The sequence below is a fragment of the Flavobacterium sp. genome (assembly GCF_965262375.1).
Taxonomy (GTDB): domain Bacteria; phylum Bacteroidota; class Bacteroidia; order Flavobacteriales; family Flavobacteriaceae; genus Flavobacterium.
On record NZ_OZ253527.1, the window covers coordinates 1560775 to 1582315 of the forward strand.

The following is a 21541-nucleotide window of genomic DNA, read 5'->3' on the forward strand; positions in this document are numbered from 1 at the left end:
TATATGCGAGACCTAACAGGTCTCAAAGACCTGTTAGGTCTAGATTTAATTACAAAAAAATTACGCTAAAGCCACTGTTTTAGCATCACCATCAACTACAACTTTAGTCAAGCCATGTCTAGCTAATCCTTTCATAGCAGCATCCCATTTTTTACCACTTAAGGCTGCTTTTTCTTTAAGTTGCGCTAAAGGTTGGTTGTCTTCTGCTTTTAATAAATTAACAATTATCTTTTCTTCTTCGGTTAATTCAGGTCCTTTTTTCTCAGGACGCATTTGCGGGAAGAATAAAACCTCTTGAATCGAAGCATTATTAGTTAAAAACATGATTAATCTATCCATACCAATCCCTAAACCAGAAGTAGGTGGCATACCATATTCTAAAGCACGTAAGAAATCTTCGTCAATGATGCCATTCGCTTCGTCATCTCCTTTTTGAGCCAATTCCATTTGTGCTACAAAACGCTCTCTTTGGTCAATTGGGTCGTTTAATTCTGAATAGGCATTTGCAATTTCTTTACCACATACCATCAATTCAAAACGCTCTGTCAATTCAGGGTTATCACGGTGCGATTTACATAATGGAGACATTTCTTTTGGATAATCCGTAATGAAAGTAGGCTGAATGAAGTTGCCTTCACATTTTTCTCCAAAAATTTCATCGATGATTTTTCCTTTACCCATGGTTTCATTCACTTCAATGCCCATTGATTTTGCGGCTTCACGCAATTCATCTTCAGATTTTCCAGTAATGTCAAACCCTGTAAATTGTTTGATAGCATCGGTCATGGTTACACGAGCATAAGGCGCTTTGAAATCTACTTTATGTTCGCCAAAAGTAGCTTCAGTCGTGCCATTTACTTGAAGTGCACAGTATTCTAATAAGTTTTCTGTGAACTCCATCATCCAGTTGTAGTCTTTGTAAGCTACATAAATTTCCATAGCGGTAAATTCTGGGTTATGGGTTCTGTCCATTCCTTCGTTACGGAAGTTTTTAGAAAACTCATACACCCCGTCAAATCCACCTACGATTAATCTTTTCAGATATAATTCGTTGGCAATACGCATGTATAAAGGAATATCTAAACTGTTATGATGCGTAATAAACGGACGCGCAGCAGCACCACCAGGAATCGATTGTAGAACAGGTGTTTCTACTTCCATATAGCCTGCTTGGTTGAAAAACGTACGCATGGCGGTGAAAAGTTTGGTTCTTTTTACAAAAACATCTTTCACTTGTGGATTAACGACTAAGTCTACATAACGCATACGGTAACGTAGTTCAGGGTCGTTAAACTCGTCATATACTTTTCCTTCGTCGTCTGTTTTAGGCATAGGTAACGGACGCAAGGTTTTGCTTAATACACTAAAATTAGTCACACGAATACATTGTGCACCCACTTGTGTTGTAAACAATTCACCTTCAATTCCGATGAAGTCACCTAAATCAACTAATTTTCTGAAAACGGTGTTATATAAGGTTTTGTCTTCTTCGGTACAAATTACATCACGGTTAAAATACGCTTGAATACGACCTTCGCTGTCTTGAATTTCTGCAAAACACGCTTTTCCTTGGTCGCGGTTACTCATCAAACGACCTGCTACTACAACCTTCTTGCCCTCTTCAAAAGATTCCTTTATTTGTTTCGAAGTATGATTTACCGGATACAAATTTGCGGGATACGGATTGATGCCAAGCTCACGTAGCTTAGTCAACTTCTCTCTTCTGATGATTTCTTGTTCTGAAAGTTGCATATACAATTAATTTTAAGGCGACAAAGATAATTATTAGTTTAAAAGTTTAAAAGTTTAAAAGTTTAAAAGTTTAAAAGAATTAAAGATTCAAAGAGACAAAGAGACAAAGAGACAAAGAGACAAAGAGGCAAAGAGACAAAGAGGCAAAGAGACAAAATTTTAAAAGTATAGATACTTTTTTTTTTAGTGCAGTTTCTAAATTCAAAATTCAAAATTCTGATTTCTAAATTCAACTTCCTTCACCCATCATCCATCAACCCGCATTATCCAAACCAAAATCCCTATCTTTGCTCAAATTTAAATTCGAATGAAAAAACTATTACTGTTGCTAAACATCTTTTTGATGCTGACAAGTTGCACGTTTACCGAACACGTATATATTAATGAAGATGGGTCTGGAAAATATTCCTTTGATATGGATGGTTCAAGTTTGATGGCCATGATGCCCAAAGATTCGTTAGGGAAGGACAAAGCGATAGATTCTACTTTTTCTTTTAAGCAAATTTTTGAAGAGAAAAAAGATAGTATAGCTAAACTTTCTCCAGAAGAACAAGCACGCTTGAAGAAAATGGAAAACTTTACTATGCAAATGAAAATGAATGCCGATAAAAAACAGTTTTTATTTTCAATCGGTACTCCTTTTAAATCGGTGACTGATTTGCAAGATGTAATGAATGATATGCAAGATTTGCAAAAAATGAATAAGTCTAAGCAAGATAAAAGTTTGGGAGGTATGATGGACCCCAGTTTGTTTTCTGGAAATGGGACTAAAATTAACTATTTATACGATGGTAAAAAGTTTAGTCGTAAAGCTATAGTGGATAAAGCAATGCTTAAAAAGTTAGATAACGATTCTTTGGCGCAATACAAAATGATTTTTGAAGCTTCAAAATATGTGGTGCAATATCATTTTCCCAAAGCAGTAAAATCTGTTTCTAATAAGAATGTTGTTTTTTCAAAAGATAGAAAAACGATAACTATCGAATTTAAATTTGATGCTTTTTTAAAAGAACCCGAGCAAATGAATTTGGATGTGGTGTTTAATTAGTTTAAAGGTTTAAAACGTAATTTGAAAATCTTTTAATAAATAATTATAGTTTAGGTGGATAACCTGATAAAACGATGATGAATAAAAAAGTCAAACTACAAGACTTAGGTCAAAAAGATTATAAAGAAACTTGGGATTATCAAGAAACTTTATTTGCCGATATTGTATCTCAAAAAATACAACAACGCACCAATCCTGATTTGCAAACGGATAATCATTTTTTATATGTTGAACATCCACATGTTTATACCTTAGGGAAAAGCGGTGATATGTCAAATTTGTTGCTTTCAGAAAAACAGTTGGAAGCTAAAGGCGCCACTTTCTATAAAATTAATAGAGGAGGAGATATTACCTATCACGGACCTGGGCAAATTGTAGGTTATCCTATTCTAGATTTAGAAAATTTCTTTACCGATATACATAAGTATTTACGTCTGTTAGAAGAATCGATTATATTAACCTTGGCAGAATACGGTATTGCTTCTGAAAGAAGTGATGGCGAAACAGGGGTGTGGTTAGGTGTAGGGACACCATTTGCGAGAAAGATTTGCGCCATGGGCGTACGTGCTTCTCGTTGGGTGACTATGCATGGTTTTGCTTTAAATGTAAATGCTGATTTGGGGTATTTTGACAACATCATCCCATGTGGGATTAAAGGTAAAGCAGTGACTTCATTGCATGTCGAACTCGGTCGTGCTGTTGATGAACAAGAAGTGAAAGGAAAAATTATAAAACATTTTACTGAGCTTTTTGAAGCGGAGATGGTTTAGTATTCAGTGTTCAGTATTCAGTGTTCAGTGTTCAGTGTTCAGTGTTCAGTGTTCAGTGTTCAGTGTTCAGTGTTCAGTGTTCAGTGTTCAGTGTTCAGTGTTCAGTGCTCAGTGTTCAGTGTTACGTATTCAGTGTTTAGATTTCGGTGCTGAATGTGAATGTTAAGATATTAATAGTCGGAAGTCATTTAGGTTATAGTTGTTTTTTTAAGTAACTATATTGCTAAATGACTTTTTTGACTTTTAAAGGCAAGAGTTTTATAACTCATAACTCATAACTCATAACTCAGATATCCAAGCTCAATTGCTCAGGTAATAAGCGGAATGATTTTCTGTGGTATTTAGTGATGCCATACTTAGCAATCGCCTCTCGGTGGTCTTTGGTGGGGTAGCCTTTATTTTTTTTCCAATTATACATCGGGAATTCCTCGTGAATTTTATTCATATAATCATCACGATAGGTTTTAGCTAAAACCGAAGCAGCAGCGATACTTAAAAATTTGCCATCACCTTTTACAATACTTTGATTGGGGATGTTCTTTAAAAAATCAATTTCTTCTGAAGTAAAATTGTATCCTGTTTGGGTTTTGATGCCCAATTTTCCAAAAATAGGTCTGTTTCCATCTACAATAATATATTCAGGGTTAATATCCAGTTTTAAAATACTCTCTTGCATGGCTTTCATGGAGGCATTTAAGATGTTTATTTCGTCAATTTCTTCATTAGATATATGAGTAACAGCAAATGTGAGTGCTTTTTCCTCTATTGAAGGACGTAGAAAATCCCTTTTTTTTTCGGATAATTGCTTAGAATCATTCAGAATATCTAATTTAAAATCATTTGGAAGTATAATGGCGCAGGCTGTAACAGGTCCGGCAAGGCACCCGCGACCTGCTTCGTCGGTTCCGCATTCTATTGCATAATTACTGAATTTTGAGGCTAACATGGATTTCTTTTTGGATTTATAGTGTTAAAAAAGAGTTTTAGTTAAGAAATAAATAATATGTACGCATATTATTTATTGGATTTCAAATATATGACTTAAATTTTAACAATGCTATTTGGTTGTTATTTGTAGAAAATATTTGTTTTATTAAGAAAATATTAAGAAGTTTGCGAGATAACTAACTCAAATAAAATTAATATGAGATCAAAGTTCAAATGGATTTTTACGCTATTGTTAGCGTTAACAATGCAGTTTTCTTTTGCTCAAGAGAAAACGATTACTGGAGTGGTTTCTGACGCAAGTGGACCACTGCCTGGAGTTAATGTAGCTATAAAAGGTACGAAAAAAGGAGTTTCAACTGGTTTTGATGGGAAGTACTCAATCAAAGCTAAAGAAGGAGAGACTTTAGTTTTTTCTTTTATGGGAATGAGAGAAGTTTCTAAGGTAGTTGGAGCTTCGGGTGTGATGAATACTGTAATGCAAAGTGATGCTAAGCAAATTGGAGAGGTTGTTGTGGTTGGATATAGTACTACAAAAAAGAAAGATTTTATAGGTACTGTAAAAGAGGTGAAATCAGAGCAATTGACTAAAAAAAATGTATCTAATGTAACGCAGGCTTTAGCTGGTGAAGTTGCTGGTGTACGTGTTATAAATACTTCGGGTCAACCAGGAACAGTGGGTACAGTTCGTATTCGAGGGTTTGGTTCAATAAATGGAAATAAAGATCCTTTATATGTAGTAGATGGTGTTCCATATAACGGAAGAATTGAGTCTATTAATCCAAATGATATTGCTACAACATCTGTTTTAAAAGATGCTACAGCAACAGCAATTTATGGTTCTAGAGGTGCAAATGGAGTTATCTTGATTACAACTAAAAATGGAAAAAAGGGTGAGTCTTTTATAGAAGTAGAATCAAGAACTGGGGTTAATTTTAGCTTATTGCCAAGATATTCAGTTATAAAAAGTCCTGAGGAATATATTGCTTTTGGTTGGGAAGGACTTTATAATAGAGGTGTCGCAACTAGTCAAGCTAATCCAGTAGCTTATGCAAATACAAACCTGTTTTCTGGAAATGGGGTTGCTCCAGCATACAATATGTGGAATGTGGCTTCGGGGGCTGATTTGATTGATCCAGTTACTAGAACAGTTAAACCTGGAGTTACTAGAAAATATGACCCTGAAAACTGGGCTGATTATGCTTTCCAAAATTCTATTAGAACAGAAGCTAATCTTAACTTGTCAGGTGCAAGTGATAAAACGAGATATTTTACATCTTTAGGGTATTTAAAGGATGTAGGTTATTCTATTAATAGTGATTTTGAAAGAATTACTGGTCGTTTAAATGTATCAAGTGATGTAAAAGAATGGTTTAAGGTATCTGCCAATTTAGCTTATACTATGTCAACAACTAATCAAGGTGGACAATCTGAAGATTCAGGGAGTGTATTCTGGTTTGTTGATAATATACCTTCTATTTATCCTCTTTTTCAAAGAGATGCTGATGGTGGGTATATGTATAACTTATATGGTGAAAGACAGTATGACTATGGTGAAGAAGGTAGAGGATTTGGTGCTTTAACGAATGCGATTGCGGATGCTAAATATACATTGGAACGTGCTAAAAGAAATGAAGTTTCTACTAACTTTGGTTTTGATGTAAAATTAGCTAAAGGCTTGACCTTTGAAACAAAAATTGGTACACAATTCTTTGTTAGAAAGTTTAATAATATGCAAAGTAAGTACTTTGGTCCAAGTGCAAGTTCAAACGGATCATTATACAGAACAGACAGAGAATTGTTTTCGTATAATGTTTTAGAGTTATTACGTTATAAAAATAATTTTGGTAAACATGATTTAGAAGCATTAGTAGCTCATGAAAATAATGCTTACGAAGATAGAAATTGGAGTGCATTCAAGCAGAATTTCGGATTACCTATTCCTGAGTTTAATCAAGGAACAAAAGTAAATTCAATTGCATCTTACACTGAAGAGCAAAAATTAGAAAGTTATTTTGGACAATTGAATTACAACTTTGATAAAAGATATTATTTGACAAGTACAATAAGAAGAGATGGTAGTTCTCGTTTCTTGAATAAAAAGTGGGGTAACTTTTGGTCTTTAGGATTAGGATGGAATGTGTCAAATGAGTCTTTCTTGAAAGATAATTCTAATGTAGATGTACTTAAATTTAAAGCTAGTTATGGTTTAACAGGTGAGCAAGCTGGTATTTCTGCTTATGGAGGTTATGATAAATATGATGTTACTGCTGGTGCAACAACTCCAAATTTTGTGTTTAATTCATTAGGTAATCCTGATCTAACTTGGGAAACTTCAAAAATGGCTCAAGTAGGTATTGAGTTAGGTTTGTTTGGCAGAATCGAAGCTAATTTTGATTTTTATAATAAAAGGACTACTAATTTGTTATTTAATAAAGCTGTTGCACCTTCAAATGGATTTGCAAGATTTTACACTAATGAAGGATTGCTTGAAAATAAAGGTTTTGAATTTGACGTAACTGCTCATTTAATTAAGAAACAAAATGCGTTTTTAGATTTGTCTTTTAATGGTGAAATGTTAGCTAATAAATTAATTAGTACTTCAACTAATGATGATGGCTCTGAAATTGCTGTTGACGTTTTTGAAAGATACGGTAGAGCGTCGGGTCATTCTATATATGAATTCTATTTAAGAGAGTGGGCTGGAGTAAATTCAGCAAATGGAAATGCTACTTGGAATCAGTATTATGTTGATTTAAATGGTGATGGTGTAGTTGCAGATAATGGTAGTTCTACTTTTGGAAATGATATGGAAGTTGTATTGAATTATGAAGCTTTTGTTAAGGCAAATCCACAATATGCTGGACAAATTAAATCTACTACAACTGAAAATTATGCACGTTCTACTCAAAAATTTGTTGGGAAATCAATTATTCCAGACGTGAGAGGCGCAGTGAATTTATCTGCAGGTTATAAAGGGTTTGATATCAGTGCACAAGTTTTATATAGCTTCGGTGGTTATACATATGATACAGCATACGCTGGTTTAATGGCTAATGAGCAAGCAGGTAAAAACAATTTCCACACAGATATTAGAGATCGTTGGCAAAAACCTGGTGATATAACAGATGTTCCTAGATTATCAGGTGTTAGAGATAACGCTGCATCAGGTTCTACACGTTTCTTAACGAAGTCTGATTACATTGCTCTTAATAATGTGCGAATTGGGTATACTATTCCTAAACGATTTTTAGAGCCTATGAAAATTTCAAATTTAAATGTATTCATTTCAGGTGATAATTTGTTTTTAAGTTCTGCTCGTAAAGGTTTAAATCCTACAACTTTGGAAACTGGTCAAACAAGTCAATATGCATATTCTCCATTAACTACTATTTCTGGAGGTATTAGAGTTAAATTTTAATTTTAAATTTTATGAAAAAACATATAATAGGTGGAGTATTATTTGGTTTAACCCTTGTAGGTTGCTCCCAAGACTATTTAGATACAAAGCCATCAGAATTTGTAACTCCTGAGCAAGTTAGTGAAGTAGCTGCTTATGACCCTTCTGTATTTGATGGTTTTTTAAACGGTATTTACGCAACTATGTATAAAGATGGTGTCGGTGGTACTGAAGATCATGATGATTTTGGTCAAAAAGGAATCGATATTTATTCTGATATGTTGTCAGGTGATATGGCATTATCACGATCTACATATGGATGGTATAGAAATTTAACTCAGCTAACAGCTACAGAAGATTTTACGCGTGCTGAGAATTCAAAACCATGGAGATTCTATTATAGGATGATTTTTGGAGCAAATTCAGTTATTGATGCTCAAGGAGGAAATGATGTAGTTCCTTCAACTGCTGGTGCAAAACAGATTATGGGACAAGCGAAAGCATTACGTGCATTTGCTTACTTTAATCTACAGCAATTGTATGCAAATGAATATATTCCTAATCAAAAATCTATTGTATTAAAGTTAACAAAGAAGGTAGAATCTAAACCTCGTAACACATGTAAAGAAGTCATGGATCAGGTAATTAAAGATTATCAGGATGCTATTTCTTTGCTAGATGGTTTTCAAAGACCTCATAAAGGAGTTCTAGATCAGAATGTTGTTAAAGGTCTTGCAGCTTATGCTTATGGGTACATAGGTGATGCGACTTCATTAGCTAAAGGGCGTGATTTGGCTTTGGATGTTATTAATAACTCTGGTGGGGTTATTTTATCTACCACTGATGTTTTAGGAGGTTTTAATGATTTGAACTCTACAAGTTGGTTATGGGGAGTTGATTTGAAAGCTGACATGGGCTTCGATTTGATCTCATGGTGGGGACAGATGGATGTTTTTACTTATAGTTACCAATGGGCTGGAGATCGTAAAGCAATGGATAGAAATTTATTTAATAAAATCCCTGCTAATGATTTAAGAAGAAAACAATTTAATACTTCAGTTGCTCCTACAGCTACTAGATATTTATTACCTTACTATAAATTCTATCATCCAAATCGCGTTGAAGGAGGTCAGAGAACTGTAGAAACGGATATTGTTTTCATGAGAATTGAGGAAATGTATTTGTTATATGCTGAATATTCAGCGAAAACAGGAATGGAATCTGAAGCTATTGATAAATTGAAAACTTTATTAAGTAAACGTTATCTTGTAAGTTCTGATTATTCGTTTGTTGATACTTTAACTGGTGCTGCATTATTGAATGAAATTTACTTACAAACTAGGATTGAGTTATGGGGTGAAGGTAAAAGTTATTACGCTATGAAACGTAATAAAGCCACAATTAATAGAGGGGCAAACCACCTTTCTTTCCAAGGTGTTGATATTCCTTATAATGATCCAAGGCTTACTTTAGAAATTCCTCAAGCGGAGTTTTTAGCTAACCCATTCTTATAATTGATTTAAAAAACCTCGCTTAGCGAGGTTTTTTTATAACTTTTATGTAGTTTTGTTATTTTTATGAGATATATATATGTTGCTGTTCTTCTGTTTTGTTGTTCTTCTGTTTCGTTAGCACAAACGATATTAAAAGGCGAGGCTGTTGATTCATTACGTAAATCCCTTCGAGAGATCCCCAAAGAAAACCCCAAAGCACCTCATAATTGGTACAAATTATACACTTTTAAAAAAGACACCATACTGGTTGATACCTCGCTTACTATCCGAAGTGAGTATAAACATAATTTTTTAAGAAAAGATAATTTCGGACTTTTACCCTTTGCTAATGATGGGCATACTTATACAATACTCGATTTCGGTGCTCAAAAAATTAATAGTAATCCTAATTTTGGATTCAGAGGGAAATATTTCAATTACCTCACAGCTGATGAAATTTATTATTATCAGGTTCCTACTCCTTTAACCGAATTGTATTTTAAAACTGTTTTAGAACAAGGTCAAAACATCGATGCTTTCATTACCTTAAATACTTCAAAAAATCTTAATTTTTCTGTTGCTTATAAAGGGCTTAGATCGTTGGGTAAATATTTAAATTCGCTTTCAAGTACTGGTAATTTTCGGTTTACAACAAGTTATCAAACGACTAATAAGAGATATGGAGTTAATTTGCATTTTGCTTCTCAAGATTTTACCAATCAAGAAAATGGCGGTTTGTTAAATGCTGCTGACTTTTCTTCTGGCAATAGTCAATTTTTGCAAAGAGCACGTATGAATATCTTATTAAATGATGCTAAAACTATTTTTGAAGGTAAACGTTTTTTTGTGAATCATTTTTTCAGAATAAATTCGAAGGATAACGCAAATAATGTTTTTTTGGAGCATGAGTTTATTTATGAAAAGAAAAGCTTTGGATTTGAGAAAGGTTCAAATACACTGTATTTCGGAGCGGCTTATGAAAATCAAAATTATTCAGACCAGACCAATTCTGCAATGCTTTATAATAAGTTAATTGCTGCTTTTTCTAACACCAAATTCGGGAAGTTTAATGTCTTTGTAGATGATAATCGATTTAATTATTTTTATGATCGAATCGTAATTGAAAATAATCAAGTGAAAGTGCCTTCAAAAAATGAATTTTCCTTACAAAGTTTTGGTGGAAAATACTTTTATTTAAAAGGGAAAGTACGCGGTGAAGCTTTATTTTCGAAAGGATTGTCTAAACAAACTTTTTCCACTTTAGATATTTCGGCAAAATATACATTTGATGATAAAAACTTTTTATCAGCTCAATATGTAAATTTAAGTAAAGTACCGGATTTGAACCATAGCATGTATCAAAGTGATTTTGTAGCCTATAATTGGTTCAATAATTTTAAGAATGAAAAAATTAATAGCTTAAAATTCAATGCAACCACCCAGTGGTTGTCTGCTGAGGCACAGTTTACCGTATTAAACGACCATATTTATTTTAGCAATGATGATACTACGGATGTTACTTTATTGACTACACCTAAGCAATATGCGGGTACTATTAATTATATGTCTGTTAAAGCGCAAAAGGAGTTTAAATTCAGAAAATGGGCTTTAGATAATACGGTATTGTTTCAACAAGTAGCACAAGAGGATGCTATTTTGAATGTACCCAAATTAGTCACACGTAACACGCTGTATTTTTCCGATTATTTATTTAAGAAAGCTTTGTTTTTACAAACGGGTGTCACTTTTCAATATTTCACGGCCTACCACGCTAATGGATATAATCCTTTGCTAAGTGATTTTTATACACAAAATAAAACAAAAATAGGAGATTATCCTATGATGGATTTCTTTGTAAATGGACGCATTCGTCAAACGCGCATTTTCTTAAAAGCGGAACATTTCAATTCAAGTTTTACTGGATATAAATATTATGCAGCACCGAATCATCCATATAAAGATTTTGTAGTACGTTTCGGTATCGCATGGAATTTCTTTCAATAATTCTTTGGAGATTAATGAAACTTAACAGCAATTTAAAACGCAATGCTTAACTTTGTTGCGTTTATAAGTAATACTACTTTTAAGCACATAAACTTTTGAACATTTAAATTTATATAATACAATGCAATACGCAAAAAACATATTAGAAACTATTGGGAATACTCCTTTAGTTAAATTAAATAAAGTAACCGCTGAAATTGATGCGTTAGTTTTAGCAAAAGTGGAAACGTTTAATCCAGGGAATTCTGTAAAAGACCGTATGGCTATCAAGATGATTGAAGATGCTGAAGCGGATGGTCGCTTAAAACCTGGAGGAACTATTATTGAAGGAACTTCTGGAAATACAGGTATGGGGTTGGCACTTGGAGCAATCATCAAAGGCTATAAACTTATTTGCGTTATTTCGGACAAACAATCCAAGGAAAAATGTGATATTTTACGTGCGGTAGGTGCAAAAGTAGTGGTTTGTCCTACAGATGTTGAGCCTACAGACCCTCGTTCTTATTATTCGGTTTCTAAGCGTTTAGCTGAGGAAACTCCTAATGCTTGGTATGTAAATCAATATGATAATCCAAGTAATGCAACAGCACACTATGAGCAAACAGGGCCTGAAATTTGGGCACAAACAGAAGGTAAAATTACGCACTTCGTTGTAGGGGTAGGTACTGGTGGAACTATTTCTGGAGTTGCTAAATATTTAAAAGAAAAAAATCCAAATATTAAAATTTGGGGAATTGATACTTACGGTTCTGTTTTCAAAAAATATCATGAAACGGGTATCTTTGATGAAAACGAAATTTATTCTTACATCACCGAGGGTATTGGAGAAGATATTTTGCCTAAAAACGTTGATTTTTCATTAATCGATGGTTTTACAAAAGTAACCGATAAAGATGCTGCGGTTTATACACGTAAGATTGCTTTAGAAGAAGGTATCTTCGTAGGGAACTCTGCTGGTGCTGCTGTAAAAGGTTTGTTACAGTTAAAAGACGAATTCAAGCCAGATGATGTAGTGGTGGTTTTATTCCACGATTCAGGAAGCCGTTATGTAGGTAAAATGTTTAACGACGATTGGATGCGTGAGCGTGGTTTCTTAGAAGAAGAAATAACTAAAGCGGAAGATTTAATCAAGGAACATATTGAAAAACCATTGGTAATTGTTCGTACAGAAGAATTAGTATCGCATGCTATTGAAAGAATGCGTAAACATAAAATCTCACAAATTCCAGTGGTGGATGTTAACGGTTTCGTAGGTTCAGTAGATGAAAGTGATTTGTTCCAAAGTTATATTTCTGATAAAAATACGGCGGAACGTCCTATTCGTGAAGTGATGGGGGCTCCATTCCCAGTAGTGGCTAAAGGGACTCCTGTGGAGGAAGTTTCTAAATTAATCACTAAAGAAAACCAAGCGGTTTTAGTAGATTTAGGAGAAGGTAAACACCATATCATAACCAAACACGATATTATCAATTCAATTAAATAATGCAAGAAAAAATAATCTATGTGATTTCAGGTTGTAATGGTGCGGGTAAAACTACTGCTTCATATACATTACTACCTGAAATATTAGATTGTAAAGTTTTTGTAAATGCCGATGAAATAGCTAAAGGATTATCCCCTTTTGAGCCTGAATCTGTTGCTTTTGAAGCAGGACGTATCATGTTAGAACGCATTGCTCAATTAATTAAAGAAGGGAAGACTTTTTCTTTAGAAACCACTTTATCGACTAAGTCTTACAAAGGGATTTTTCAGAAAGCTATAAATAGTGGTTACCAAGTACATTTGTTGTATTTTTGGTTAAACAGTAGTGATTTAGCTGTAAAGAGAGTTAAGGCAAGGGTAAAGGAAGGAGGGCGTAATATTCCTAAAGATGTTATCAAAAGGAGATATGTTAGAGGGTTAGATAATTTGTTTAATATTTATGTATCTTTGTCTTCTAAAGTTTATTTGTTTGATAATTCAAATGACGAAGTAGCTCTTTTGGCTCAGGGAATATTTGGTTTTCAAGAAATTTATGATGAAAAAATATGGCAAAAAATAGTGAGAAAAAGCTAGACGATTTAGCTTCCAAATTAATAAAAGGGATTAAATTGGCGCATAAACGAATGATAAAGTCAAAGATTGAAAAAAATCAATCCTTAGTTTTATGTCATAACGGTAAAATAGTTACCATAAAAGCTTCTGAATTTCATACCCTGAAATAAGAAAATAGTAAAGATTAAAAAACACCTATTAAGAATCAATTCTTAATAGGTGTTTTTTTTATATTCAATTTTTTTGTAACTTTATAAAGAGTAACGCTTTGATATAAAAGTGGTTATTCTTTTTACGCCGATAGTAATAGTATACGCCAAGTTATGAAAGAAGATTTTTTGCACTATGTGTGGCAACATAAGAAGTTTGATTTGACTTCGTTGAAAACACAACAAGGAGAAACACTCCAAATTTCTCATGTGGGGTCGCAATTGCCACAAGCAGGTCCCGATTTTTTTAATGCCCAAATGTTTATTGACGCTCAAAAATGGGCGGGTAATGTAGAAATTCACCTCAAAGCTTCCGATTGGTATGCGCACCATCATCAAAATGATGTAAACTATGATAACGTCATTCTGCATGTTGTTTGGGAATGTGATGCGCCTGTATATCGTAGCGACCAGACGGAAATCCCCGTGTTAGTCTTGCAAGACTATGTGGACAGCGATGTTTTATTGCAATACGAACAATTAAGACAGAAAAAGAATTGGATTAATTGCGAATACGGGATTCAAGATGTTCCGCAATTTGTAATGAAGAATTGGTTGGAACGATTGTATTTTGAACGTTTGGAAGAAAAAGTGCAGCCAATACTAACCCTACTTCAAGAAAATAATAACGATTGGGAAGCTACTTTTTTCTGTTTCTTGGCTAAAAATTTTGGATTGCATGCTAATGGGGAAGCTTTTTTACAAATGGCAAAACACCTTCCTTTTTCTGTCATTCGAAAAGAGAGTTTTGATGTTGCTTATTTAGAAGCTTTGTTTTTCGGGACACTTGGGTTAATACCCCAGCAACCACAGGATACTTATACGAAAGATATTTTAGCTCTATACGACTATATAAGTGTTAAGTATCAGTTGCTAACACCTTTGAACACTAATGTGGCTTTTTTTAGACAACGTCCAGATAATTTCCCAACTATTCGTTTGGCGCAATTAGCAAAGTTGTATCACCAGCAAAAGCAATTGTTTTCTGAAGTCATGCAAACTAAAAATCTGAAAGGTTTCTATCGCTTATTTCAAGCTTCTGTTTCTGAATATTGGGAAAGTCATTATAATTTTGAAAAACAATCGGTTGCAAAAGAAAAAGCATTAACCAAATCATTTATAGATTTGTTGGTCATCAATACCGTAGTCCCTTTTCAATTTGCCTATGCCAAAATGCAGGGGCAAGAAGATTATGAGTTTTCCTTTGATTTGGTAGAAGAAATTGTAGCCGAGCATAATAGTATCATAACCCATTTCAGGCAAATTGGGCTAGAAGCTCAAAATGCTTTTGAATCACAAGCCTTATTGCAACTCAAAAATAAATATTGTGATGCCAATCGCTGTTTGCATTGTACAATTGGATTGGAACTTTTGAAGTGTAAAAAATAAATTGTAGCTTTACTCTTAGGTTGGTAGTTTAAAAGTTTAAAAGTTTAAAAGTTTAAAAGTTTAAAAGTTTTACGACTAATTACTTTCGTTAATTTTAGATAGCGCATAGCAGACAACGTACAACAGACAACAGACAACAGACAACAGACAACTCAAAACTCATAACTCAAAACTCAAAAAAAATGATTCTCAAATTAAAATATTTTTTCGAACGTCAAGGCTTTCATATCGCTTCTCGATTAGCGGACCGTTTGGGAATGCGAGCCAATAGCGTACGATTGTTTTTTATTTATATTTCTTTTGTGACTATCGGATTGTGGTTTGGGGTCTATTTGACAATAGGATTTGTAATGAAACTAAAAGATTTGGTTCGTGCTAAACGTACTTCAGTTTTTGATTTGTAACGATGGAATGGAAAGCCTACTTCGATTATACCCGAAATCAACGCATAGGGTTGCTCTTATTAGTAGGAGTTATATTGCTGATTCAAATTTTATATCTCACCCTAGATTTTTCTAAACCTGAAAGGGTGAGTCAAGAAGAAAAAGAATGGTTGGCGCTTCAATCCCAAATTGATACTTTAAAAAATACCCACGAAGAGGATGGTTATAAGATATATCCTTTCAATCCTAATTTTATTACCGATTATAAAGGGTATAAATTAGGGATGTCGGTTGCAGAAATAGACAGGTTGTTAGCGTTTCGTAAAACAGGTAAGTTTATTAATTCTGCGGATGAATTTCAAAAAGTGACTATAGTTTCTGATGCTTTATTACAAAAAATAGCACCCTTTTTCAAATTTCCTGACTGGGTAAACCAACGAAAGCCAACCAATCTGCAATATGCTTTTGTGAATTATAAGTATGAAAATAAAAAGGATAAGCCAATAGAGAAAATTGAAATTAAAGATATAAATCAAGCGACTAAAGAAGATTTAGTTAAAGTTTTTGGGATAGGCGAGGTAATCTCGGAGCGTATTTTGAAAAGTAGAGAAGCCTTAGGCGGTTTTGTAGCAATGGACCAACTAAAAGATGTTTGGGGACTGTCGCCAGAAGTTGTTTTAGCACTCAATGAACGCTTTGCGGTAAAGACCATGCCTGTGATTTCAAAAGTAGAAATTAACAATGCTTCTACAAAAGAATTGATGAAAGTACCTTACATTCGGTATGGTTTAGCACGTGAAATTATCCTCTATCGGAGCATGAATGGTGCTTTTCAGTCTGTGGATGAGTTGGTTAAAATTAAGGGGTTCCCTGTTGAGAAACTAAAAATAATTGCCTTATATTTGGACCTTAAACAATAAGGCTTATTTTTAAGAACAAACACAACATTATGAATTCAATTTATTTTACAGAAGATCATCAATTATTCAGGGAAAGTTTTCGTGATTTTTTGCATAAAGAAGTTGTTCCTCACATCGAAAAGTGGGAAAAAACAGGAACTATAGAGCGTTTTATTTGGGAGAAATTCGGGGAAATGGGTTTCTTCGGTGTGAATTATCCTGAAGCTTATGGAGGTTCTAACTTAGATTTATTTTATACCGTAATATTTTTAGAAGAATTACAAAAAATCAAATCATCAGGTTTCGCAGCAGCTATGTGGGCACATGCATATTTGGCAATGACACATTTGAATGCTGAAGGTGATGAGCGTATCAAACAAGAATACCTTGCCCCTAGTATCGCAGGTCAAAAAATAGGAGCATTGTGTATTACAGAACCTTTTGGAGGTAGTGATGTGGCTGGGATGCGTACTACAGCGGAGAAAAAAGGCGACAAATATGTAATCAACGGGTCTAAAACGTTTATTACTAATGGCGTGTATGCGGATTACTACGTTGTGGCAGCTAAAACAAGCCCAGAATTAGGAAATAAAGGAATCAGTATTTTCTTAGTTGATGCTAAAACTCCTGGAATTTCTGCTACTAAATTAGATAAATTAGGATGGAGAGCATCAGATACCGCTGAGTTAGCTTTTGATAATGTTGAAATTCCTGTGGCTAATTTAATGGGTGAAGAAGGAAAAGGATTTCCTTATATCATGCAACATTTCGCTTTAGAGCGTTTAATCATGGCTATCAATGCGCATGCAAGGGCCGAATATGCTATTGATTATACTTTAGAATATATGTCGCAACGTGAAGCTTTTGGTAGTCCAATCAATAAGTTTCAAGCTTTACGCCATACAATGGTGGAGCATGCAACAGAAGTAGAACATATCAAATTGTTTAATTATGCCGCTGTAGCGAGATTGGATAAAGGAGAGTATGTGGTGAAAGAAGCTACCATGGCAAAATTAAAATCAACTAAAGTGGCCGATTTAGCTATTTATGATTGTTTGCAAATGCTAGGTGGATATGGATATATGGAAGAATATCCATTAGCTCGTTTGTTACGCGATAGTCGTTTAGGGCCTATTGGAGGAGGAACTTCTGAAATTTTAAAAGAAATTTTATCCAAAATGATTATTGATAATGCAAGCTATCAGCCAGCGGTAAAAAAATAATTGTTTGATTATAAATGTGATTAAAGAGGTAGTGTTTTTACGGCCTCTTTTTTTTATCCTATAATTTATTAATTTAACTCACTAAAAAAGGTAAACGTGTTGTTTGTGTCGTTTTTTTTTGAAAGTCAACGATTGATTTGTGTTAGTCTGTCAAAGTAGTGTTAATTTGTTGTTATAATTAAAAAAAAACACTAAGTTATGAAAAGACTATTTTTTTATTCGTTTGTATTTTTGTTGTTATTAGGATGTTCTAAAGATGATGATTGTCCTGCGCCTATACCTCCAACATATCAAGTGCAGGGGTATTATGTAGGAAAATATGGTTCGGGAGTAAATGAGCCAAATAGTGGGTTTTCAATGGTTGTTGAGGCTGATGGTAAAATGATGGTTGCTGACGGTGCTTCACTTTCAATAGCTTCTAAGGCTTCTGGGACATATACTTTGGTAGGGAATGTTTTTAAAGCAACCTATACTTATAATACTCCTGGAGGAAGTACTTTTTCTATTCAAGCTAATTATGATTCTTCAACAGGTAAGTTTACTAGTGGAACTTGGGGTTCGGGTGCTAACTATACTGGAAGTGGTACTTGGTTTATGGATAGAAAAAATTAATTTTTGTTTTTTTTCTTTTTAATTAATTATTTATTTGTAAGTTTGCACCCGTAAAAGAGAGGAGGTGTCAAGATTATGTTAATTATACCAATTAAAGACGGAGAAAACATCGATAGAGCGTTAAAACGTTACAAAAGAAAATTCGATAAAACTGGAGTAGTGCGTCAATTAAGATCACGTCAGCAATTCACAAAACCATCAGTGGTTAGAAGAGCTCAGATTCAGAAAGCAGCTTACATCCAAGGATTAAGAGATTCAGTAGAAAATTAATATTTAATTTTCTTGCAATAAAATCGTTAGTTTAAAAGTAGTACTTTTAGCTAACGATTTTTTTTGTTTTGTAAATATTGTGAGGTTATGTTGGATTTTATAAATCAATTTGAGGATTATTTGCTTAAAGAGAAAAACTATTCTTTGTTGACGGTTCGTGCCTATTTACGCGATTTAGAAGTATTTTCTTGTTTTGTTCAGGAGCGATACCAAGTGGGTTTGTTGGAAGTGGAATATGTGTTTATTCGAGCGTGGATTGTTTCGTTGATTGATTCGGGTTTGTCAACAGTGAGTGTTAATCGCAGAGTGGCTTCGTTAAAAGCGTATTATAAATTTCTTCTGAAGGCGAATCAGCTCAAGGTTTCGCCACTTGCGAAACATCAGTCTTTGAAGGTAGCTAAGAAAGTTCAAGTGCCTTTTTCTGAAAAAGAGTTGGAAAACGCGCTTTTGTTGCAGCCTTTTAAAGAGGGTTTTGAGGGCTTGCGTGATAAATTGATTGTGGATTTGTTATATACCACGGGAATGCGTCGTTCGGAATTGATTGATTTGCAATTGTCTAATCTGGATTTAGCTGCTGGAGTGCTTAAGGTTTTAGGAAAACGCAAAAAAGAACGCATTATACCGATCTTAGATGAAATTTCTTCACAAATTAAAGCTTATTTAGTAGAACGAGAGGGTTTGGAAAATGTTATTGATGCGAATAATTTATTTCTTTTATCTAATGGAAAGAAAATGAATGAAACTTTTGTCTATAGGTTAATAAATTGTTATCTTAGTAATGTCTCGGAAAAGCTAAAAAAGAGTCCGCATATGTTAAGGCATACTTTTGCGACTCACATGCTGAATCGGGGCGCTGATTTAAATTCGATAAAGGAGTTCTTGGGGCATTCTAGTTTGGCATCCACTCAGGTGTATACACAATCCAGTTTGTCTGAATTGAAAGAGGTGTATAGTAAGACGCATCCTAGAAATGTGAAATAACTTTTTTTAGAGATTTGTTTAACCTTAAAAAGTTTTTATTATGAAGGTAAATGTTCATGCGGTTAATTTCAACATTGACAAAAAATTGATTTCTTTTACAGATGAAAAAGTAAACAAGTTAGAGAGGTATTATGATAAAATAGTTTCTGCTGATGTGTTTATGAAAGTAGAGCAAACCAGTGAGAAAGAGAATAAAATTGTAGAGGCTAAGATTCTTGTTCCTGGAGATGAGTTTGTTGTGAAAAAAACGTGTAAATCTTTTGAAGAAGGTATTGATTTGTCGGTTGAAGCTTTAGAGCGATTGTTGGTAAAGCGTAAGGAAAAACAAAGGGCGCATGCTTGATTGAAAAAAAATAAAAATAGTTGAAAAAAGTTTTTGATAACTAAAATATATGTATATCTTTGCAGTCCGTTAGAAATAGCGGACTTTTTTACTGAATGCCGGTGTAGCTCAGCTGGCTAGAGCAGCTGATTTGTAATCAGCAGGTCGTGGGTTCGAGTCCCTCCATCGGCTCTGGTTTAAGTAAAGAACTTTTTTTAGATTTTTTTATAAAAAAAAATAAAAAGTATCTACTGGTTCTTTGGAATATTGAAAAAAATGAAATATATTTGCACTCCGAAAATCGGATGTAAAGATTAAGGCGGGGAGATACTCAAGCGGCCAACGAGGACGGACTGTAAATCCGTTGGGAAACCTTCGCAGGTTCGAATCCTGCTCTCCCCACAAAAAAAGTTATATAGTTTCAAGTTTCAAGTTTGTCAACATGAAATATTGAACCTGAAACAAAGACTTTACCGCCGGTGTAGCTCAGGGGTAGAGTGCTTCCTTGGTAAGGAAGAGGTCACGGGTTCAAATCCCGTCATTGGCTCACACAGATTTTTTTTGAACACTATTATTATAACTAAGATTAAAAATTAATTAAAATGGCAAAAGAAAGTTTTAATCGTTCGAAACCGCACTTAAATATCGGTACTATCGGACACGTAGACCACGGAAAGACTACTTTAACTGCTGCGATCACTAAAGTGTTATCTGATGCAGGTTACTGTCAAGCTAAATCATTTGACCAAATTGATAACGCTCCAGAAGAAAAAGAAAGAGGTATTACTATTAATACATCTCACGTAGAATATGAAACTGCTAACCGTCACTACGCTCACGTTGACTGTCCAGGTCACGCGGATTACGTAAAGAACATGGTTACTGGTGCTGCTCAGATGGACGGTGCTATCTTAGTAGTTGCTGCTACAGATGGTCCAATGCCACAAACTCGTGAACACATCTTATTAGGTCGTCAGGTAGGTATTCCTCGTATCGTTGTTTTCATGAACAAAGTTGATATGGTTGACGATGCTGAGTTATTAGAGTTAGTTGAAATGGAAATCCGTGACTTATTATCATTCTATGATTATGATGGAGATAATGGTCCAGTAGTTCAAGGATCTGCATTAGGAGGTTTAAATAACGATCCTAACTGGGTTCCTAAGATTATTGAATTAATGGATGCTGTTGATGCTTGGATTGAAGAGCCAGTTCGTGATAACGAAAAACCATTCTTGATGCCAGTTGAAGATGTATTCACAATTACAGGTCGTGGTACTGTTGCAACAGGTCGTATTGAAACTGGTGTGGCTAATACAGGTGATCCAGTTGAAATCATCGGTATGGGAGCTGATAAATTAACTTCTACTATTACAGGGGTTGAGATGTTCCGTAAAATCTTAGATAGAGGTGAAGCTGGTGATAACGTAGGTTTATTATTACGTGGTATTGACAAAGCTGATATCCGTCGTGGTATGGTTATTTGTAAGCCAGGTTCAGTAAAACCTCACTCTAACTTCAAAGCAGAGGTTTATATCTTGAAAAAAGAAGAAGGTGGACGTCATACTCCATTCCATAACAACTACCGTCCTCAGTTCTATGTACGTACAACTGACGTAACAGGTACTATCTCTTTACCTGAAGGTGTTGAAATGGTAATGCCAGGTGATAACTTAACTATTAATGTTACGTTGCTTCAACCAATCGCTTTATCAGTAGGTTTACGTTTCGCTATCCGTGAAGGTGGTAGAACAGTAGGTGCTGGTCAGGTAACTGAAATCGTTGACTAATTATAGTTGATATATAA

General features: G+C 34.3%; 18 protein-coding genes and 3 tRNA genes. 19 read left to right on the forward strand and 2 right to left on the reverse strand.

Features of this window, described 5'->3' with window-relative positions:
* Window positions 1–60 precede the first annotated feature (60 nt).
* Window positions 61–1752: a lysine--tRNA ligase gene (gene lysS, locus ACQY29_RS07230; RefSeq protein ID WP_428224556.1), complete on the reverse strand. Its 1692-nt coding sequence runs from the start codon at window positions 1750–1752 to the stop codon at window positions 61–63.
* A 307-nt stretch (window positions 1753–2059) separates the two neighbouring features.
* Between lysS and ACQY29_RS07235 the strand changes: the two genes are divergently transcribed.
* Together ACQY29_RS07235 and lipB are read left to right on the forward strand one after the other, a co-directional pair.
* Window positions 2060–2800: a hypothetical protein gene (locus ACQY29_RS07235; protein ID WP_428224557.1), complete on the forward strand. Its 741-nt coding sequence runs from the start codon at window positions 2060–2062 to the stop codon at window positions 2798–2800.
* Window positions 2801–2877: 77 nt separating this feature from the next.
* Window positions 2878–3570, forward strand: coding sequence for a lipoyl(octanoyl) transferase LipB (gene lipB, locus ACQY29_RS07240; protein WP_428225888.1), 693 nt, complete (start codon window positions 2878–2880; stop codon window positions 3568–3570).
* Window positions 3571–3856: 286 nt separating this feature from the next.
* Here lipB and ACQY29_RS07245 read toward each other — a convergent pair whose 3' ends face one another.
* Window positions 3857–4516 (reverse strand): ribonuclease HII, encoded by a 660-nt coding sequence (locus ACQY29_RS07245; RefSeq protein WP_428224558.1) that lies wholly within the window; start codon window positions 4514–4516, stop codon window positions 3857–3859.
* A 198-nt stretch (window positions 4517–4714) separates the two neighbouring features.
* Here ACQY29_RS07245 and ACQY29_RS07250 point away from each other — a divergent pair, with 198 nt between their 5' ends.
* The 17 genes from ACQY29_RS07250 to tuf all read left to right on the forward strand — a co-directional run bounded on the left by ACQY29_RS07250 (window position 4715) and on the right by tuf (window position 21524).
* A complete protein-coding gene (locus ACQY29_RS07250) occupies window positions 4715–7936 on the forward strand; it encodes a SusC/RagA family TonB-linked outer membrane protein (RefSeq protein WP_428224559.1) in 3222 nt (1073 codons plus the stop codon).
* 11 nt (window positions 7937–7947) lie between these two features.
* On the forward strand, window positions 7948–9429 hold the full coding sequence (locus tag ACQY29_RS07255) for a RagB/SusD family nutrient uptake outer membrane protein (RefSeq protein WP_428224560.1): 1482 nt from the start codon (window positions 7948–7950) through the stop codon (window positions 9427–9429).
* Window positions 9430–9492: 63 nt separating this feature from the next.
* On the forward strand, window positions 9493–11412 hold the full coding sequence (locus ACQY29_RS07260) for a putative porin (RefSeq protein ID WP_428224561.1): 1920 nt from the start codon (window positions 9493–9495) through the stop codon (window positions 11410–11412).
* A gap of 121 nt (window positions 11413–11533) precedes the next feature.
* Window positions 11534–12895, forward strand: a complete 1362-nt coding sequence (locus ACQY29_RS07265; RefSeq protein WP_428224562.1) for a pyridoxal-phosphate dependent enzyme — start codon at window positions 11534–11536, stop codon at window positions 12893–12895.
* Entirely contained in the window at window positions 12895–13467 is a 573-nt protein-coding gene (locus ACQY29_RS07270) for a zeta toxin family protein (protein ID WP_428224563.1), read from the forward strand. The genes ACQY29_RS07265 and ACQY29_RS07270 overlap by 1 nt, the downstream gene beginning before the upstream one ends.
* A 302-nt stretch (window positions 13468–13769) precedes the next feature.
* Window positions 13770–15044 (forward strand): DUF2851 family protein, encoded by a 1275-nt coding sequence (locus tag ACQY29_RS07275; protein ID WP_428224564.1) that lies wholly within the window; start codon window positions 13770–13772, stop codon window positions 15042–15044.
* Between the two features lie 182 nt (window positions 15045–15226).
* Window positions 15227–15448, forward strand: a complete 222-nt coding sequence (locus ACQY29_RS07280) for a PspC domain-containing protein (protein WP_428224565.1) — start codon at window positions 15227–15229, stop codon at window positions 15446–15448.
* A 2-nt stretch (window positions 15449–15450) separates the two neighbouring features.
* Entirely contained in the window at window positions 15451–16347 is an 897-nt protein-coding gene (locus ACQY29_RS07285; RefSeq protein ID WP_428224566.1) for a ComEA family DNA-binding protein, read from the forward strand.
* A gap of 29 nt (window positions 16348–16376) precedes the next feature.
* Entirely contained in the window at window positions 16377–17549 is a 1173-nt protein-coding gene (locus tag ACQY29_RS07290) for an acyl-CoA dehydrogenase family protein (RefSeq protein ID WP_428224567.1), read from the forward strand.
* Window positions 17550–17747: 198 nt separating this feature from the next.
* Complete coding sequence (locus tag ACQY29_RS07295) at window positions 17748–18161, forward strand: hypothetical protein (protein WP_428224568.1); 414 nt, start codon at window positions 17748–17750, stop codon at window positions 18159–18161.
* A 75-nt stretch (window positions 18162–18236) separates the two neighbouring features.
* On the forward strand, window positions 18237–18431 hold the full coding sequence (rpsU, locus tag ACQY29_RS07300) for a 30S ribosomal protein S21 (RefSeq protein ID WP_428224569.1): 195 nt from the start codon (window positions 18237–18239) through the stop codon (window positions 18429–18431).
* 87 nt (window positions 18432–18518) lie between these two features.
* The gene (locus ACQY29_RS07305) at window positions 18519–19412 is read left to right on the forward strand and encodes a tyrosine-type recombinase/integrase (protein WP_428224570.1); all 894 of its coding nucleotides are present in this window, start codon (window positions 18519–18521) and stop codon (window positions 19410–19412) included.
* Window positions 19413–19452: 40 nt separating this feature from the next.
* Entirely contained in the window at window positions 19453–19755 is a 303-nt protein-coding gene (gene hpf, locus ACQY29_RS07310) for a ribosome hibernation-promoting factor, HPF/YfiA family (RefSeq protein WP_428224571.1), read from the forward strand.
* 97 nt (window positions 19756–19852) lie between these two features.
* A tRNA-Thr gene (locus ACQY29_RS07315) sits at window positions 19853–19926 on the forward strand.
* Window positions 19927–20055: 129 nt separating this feature from the next.
* Window positions 20056–20136 (forward strand) — tRNA-Tyr (locus ACQY29_RS07320).
* A gap of 73 nt (window positions 20137–20209) precedes the next feature.
* Window positions 20210–20281, forward strand: a tRNA-Thr gene (locus ACQY29_RS07325).
* 55 nt (window positions 20282–20336) lie between these two features.
* Entirely contained in the window at window positions 20337–21524 is a 1188-nt protein-coding gene (gene tuf, locus ACQY29_RS07330) for an elongation factor Tu (protein WP_428224572.1), read from the forward strand.
* The last annotated feature ends 17 nt before the right edge of the window (window positions 21525–21541 follow it).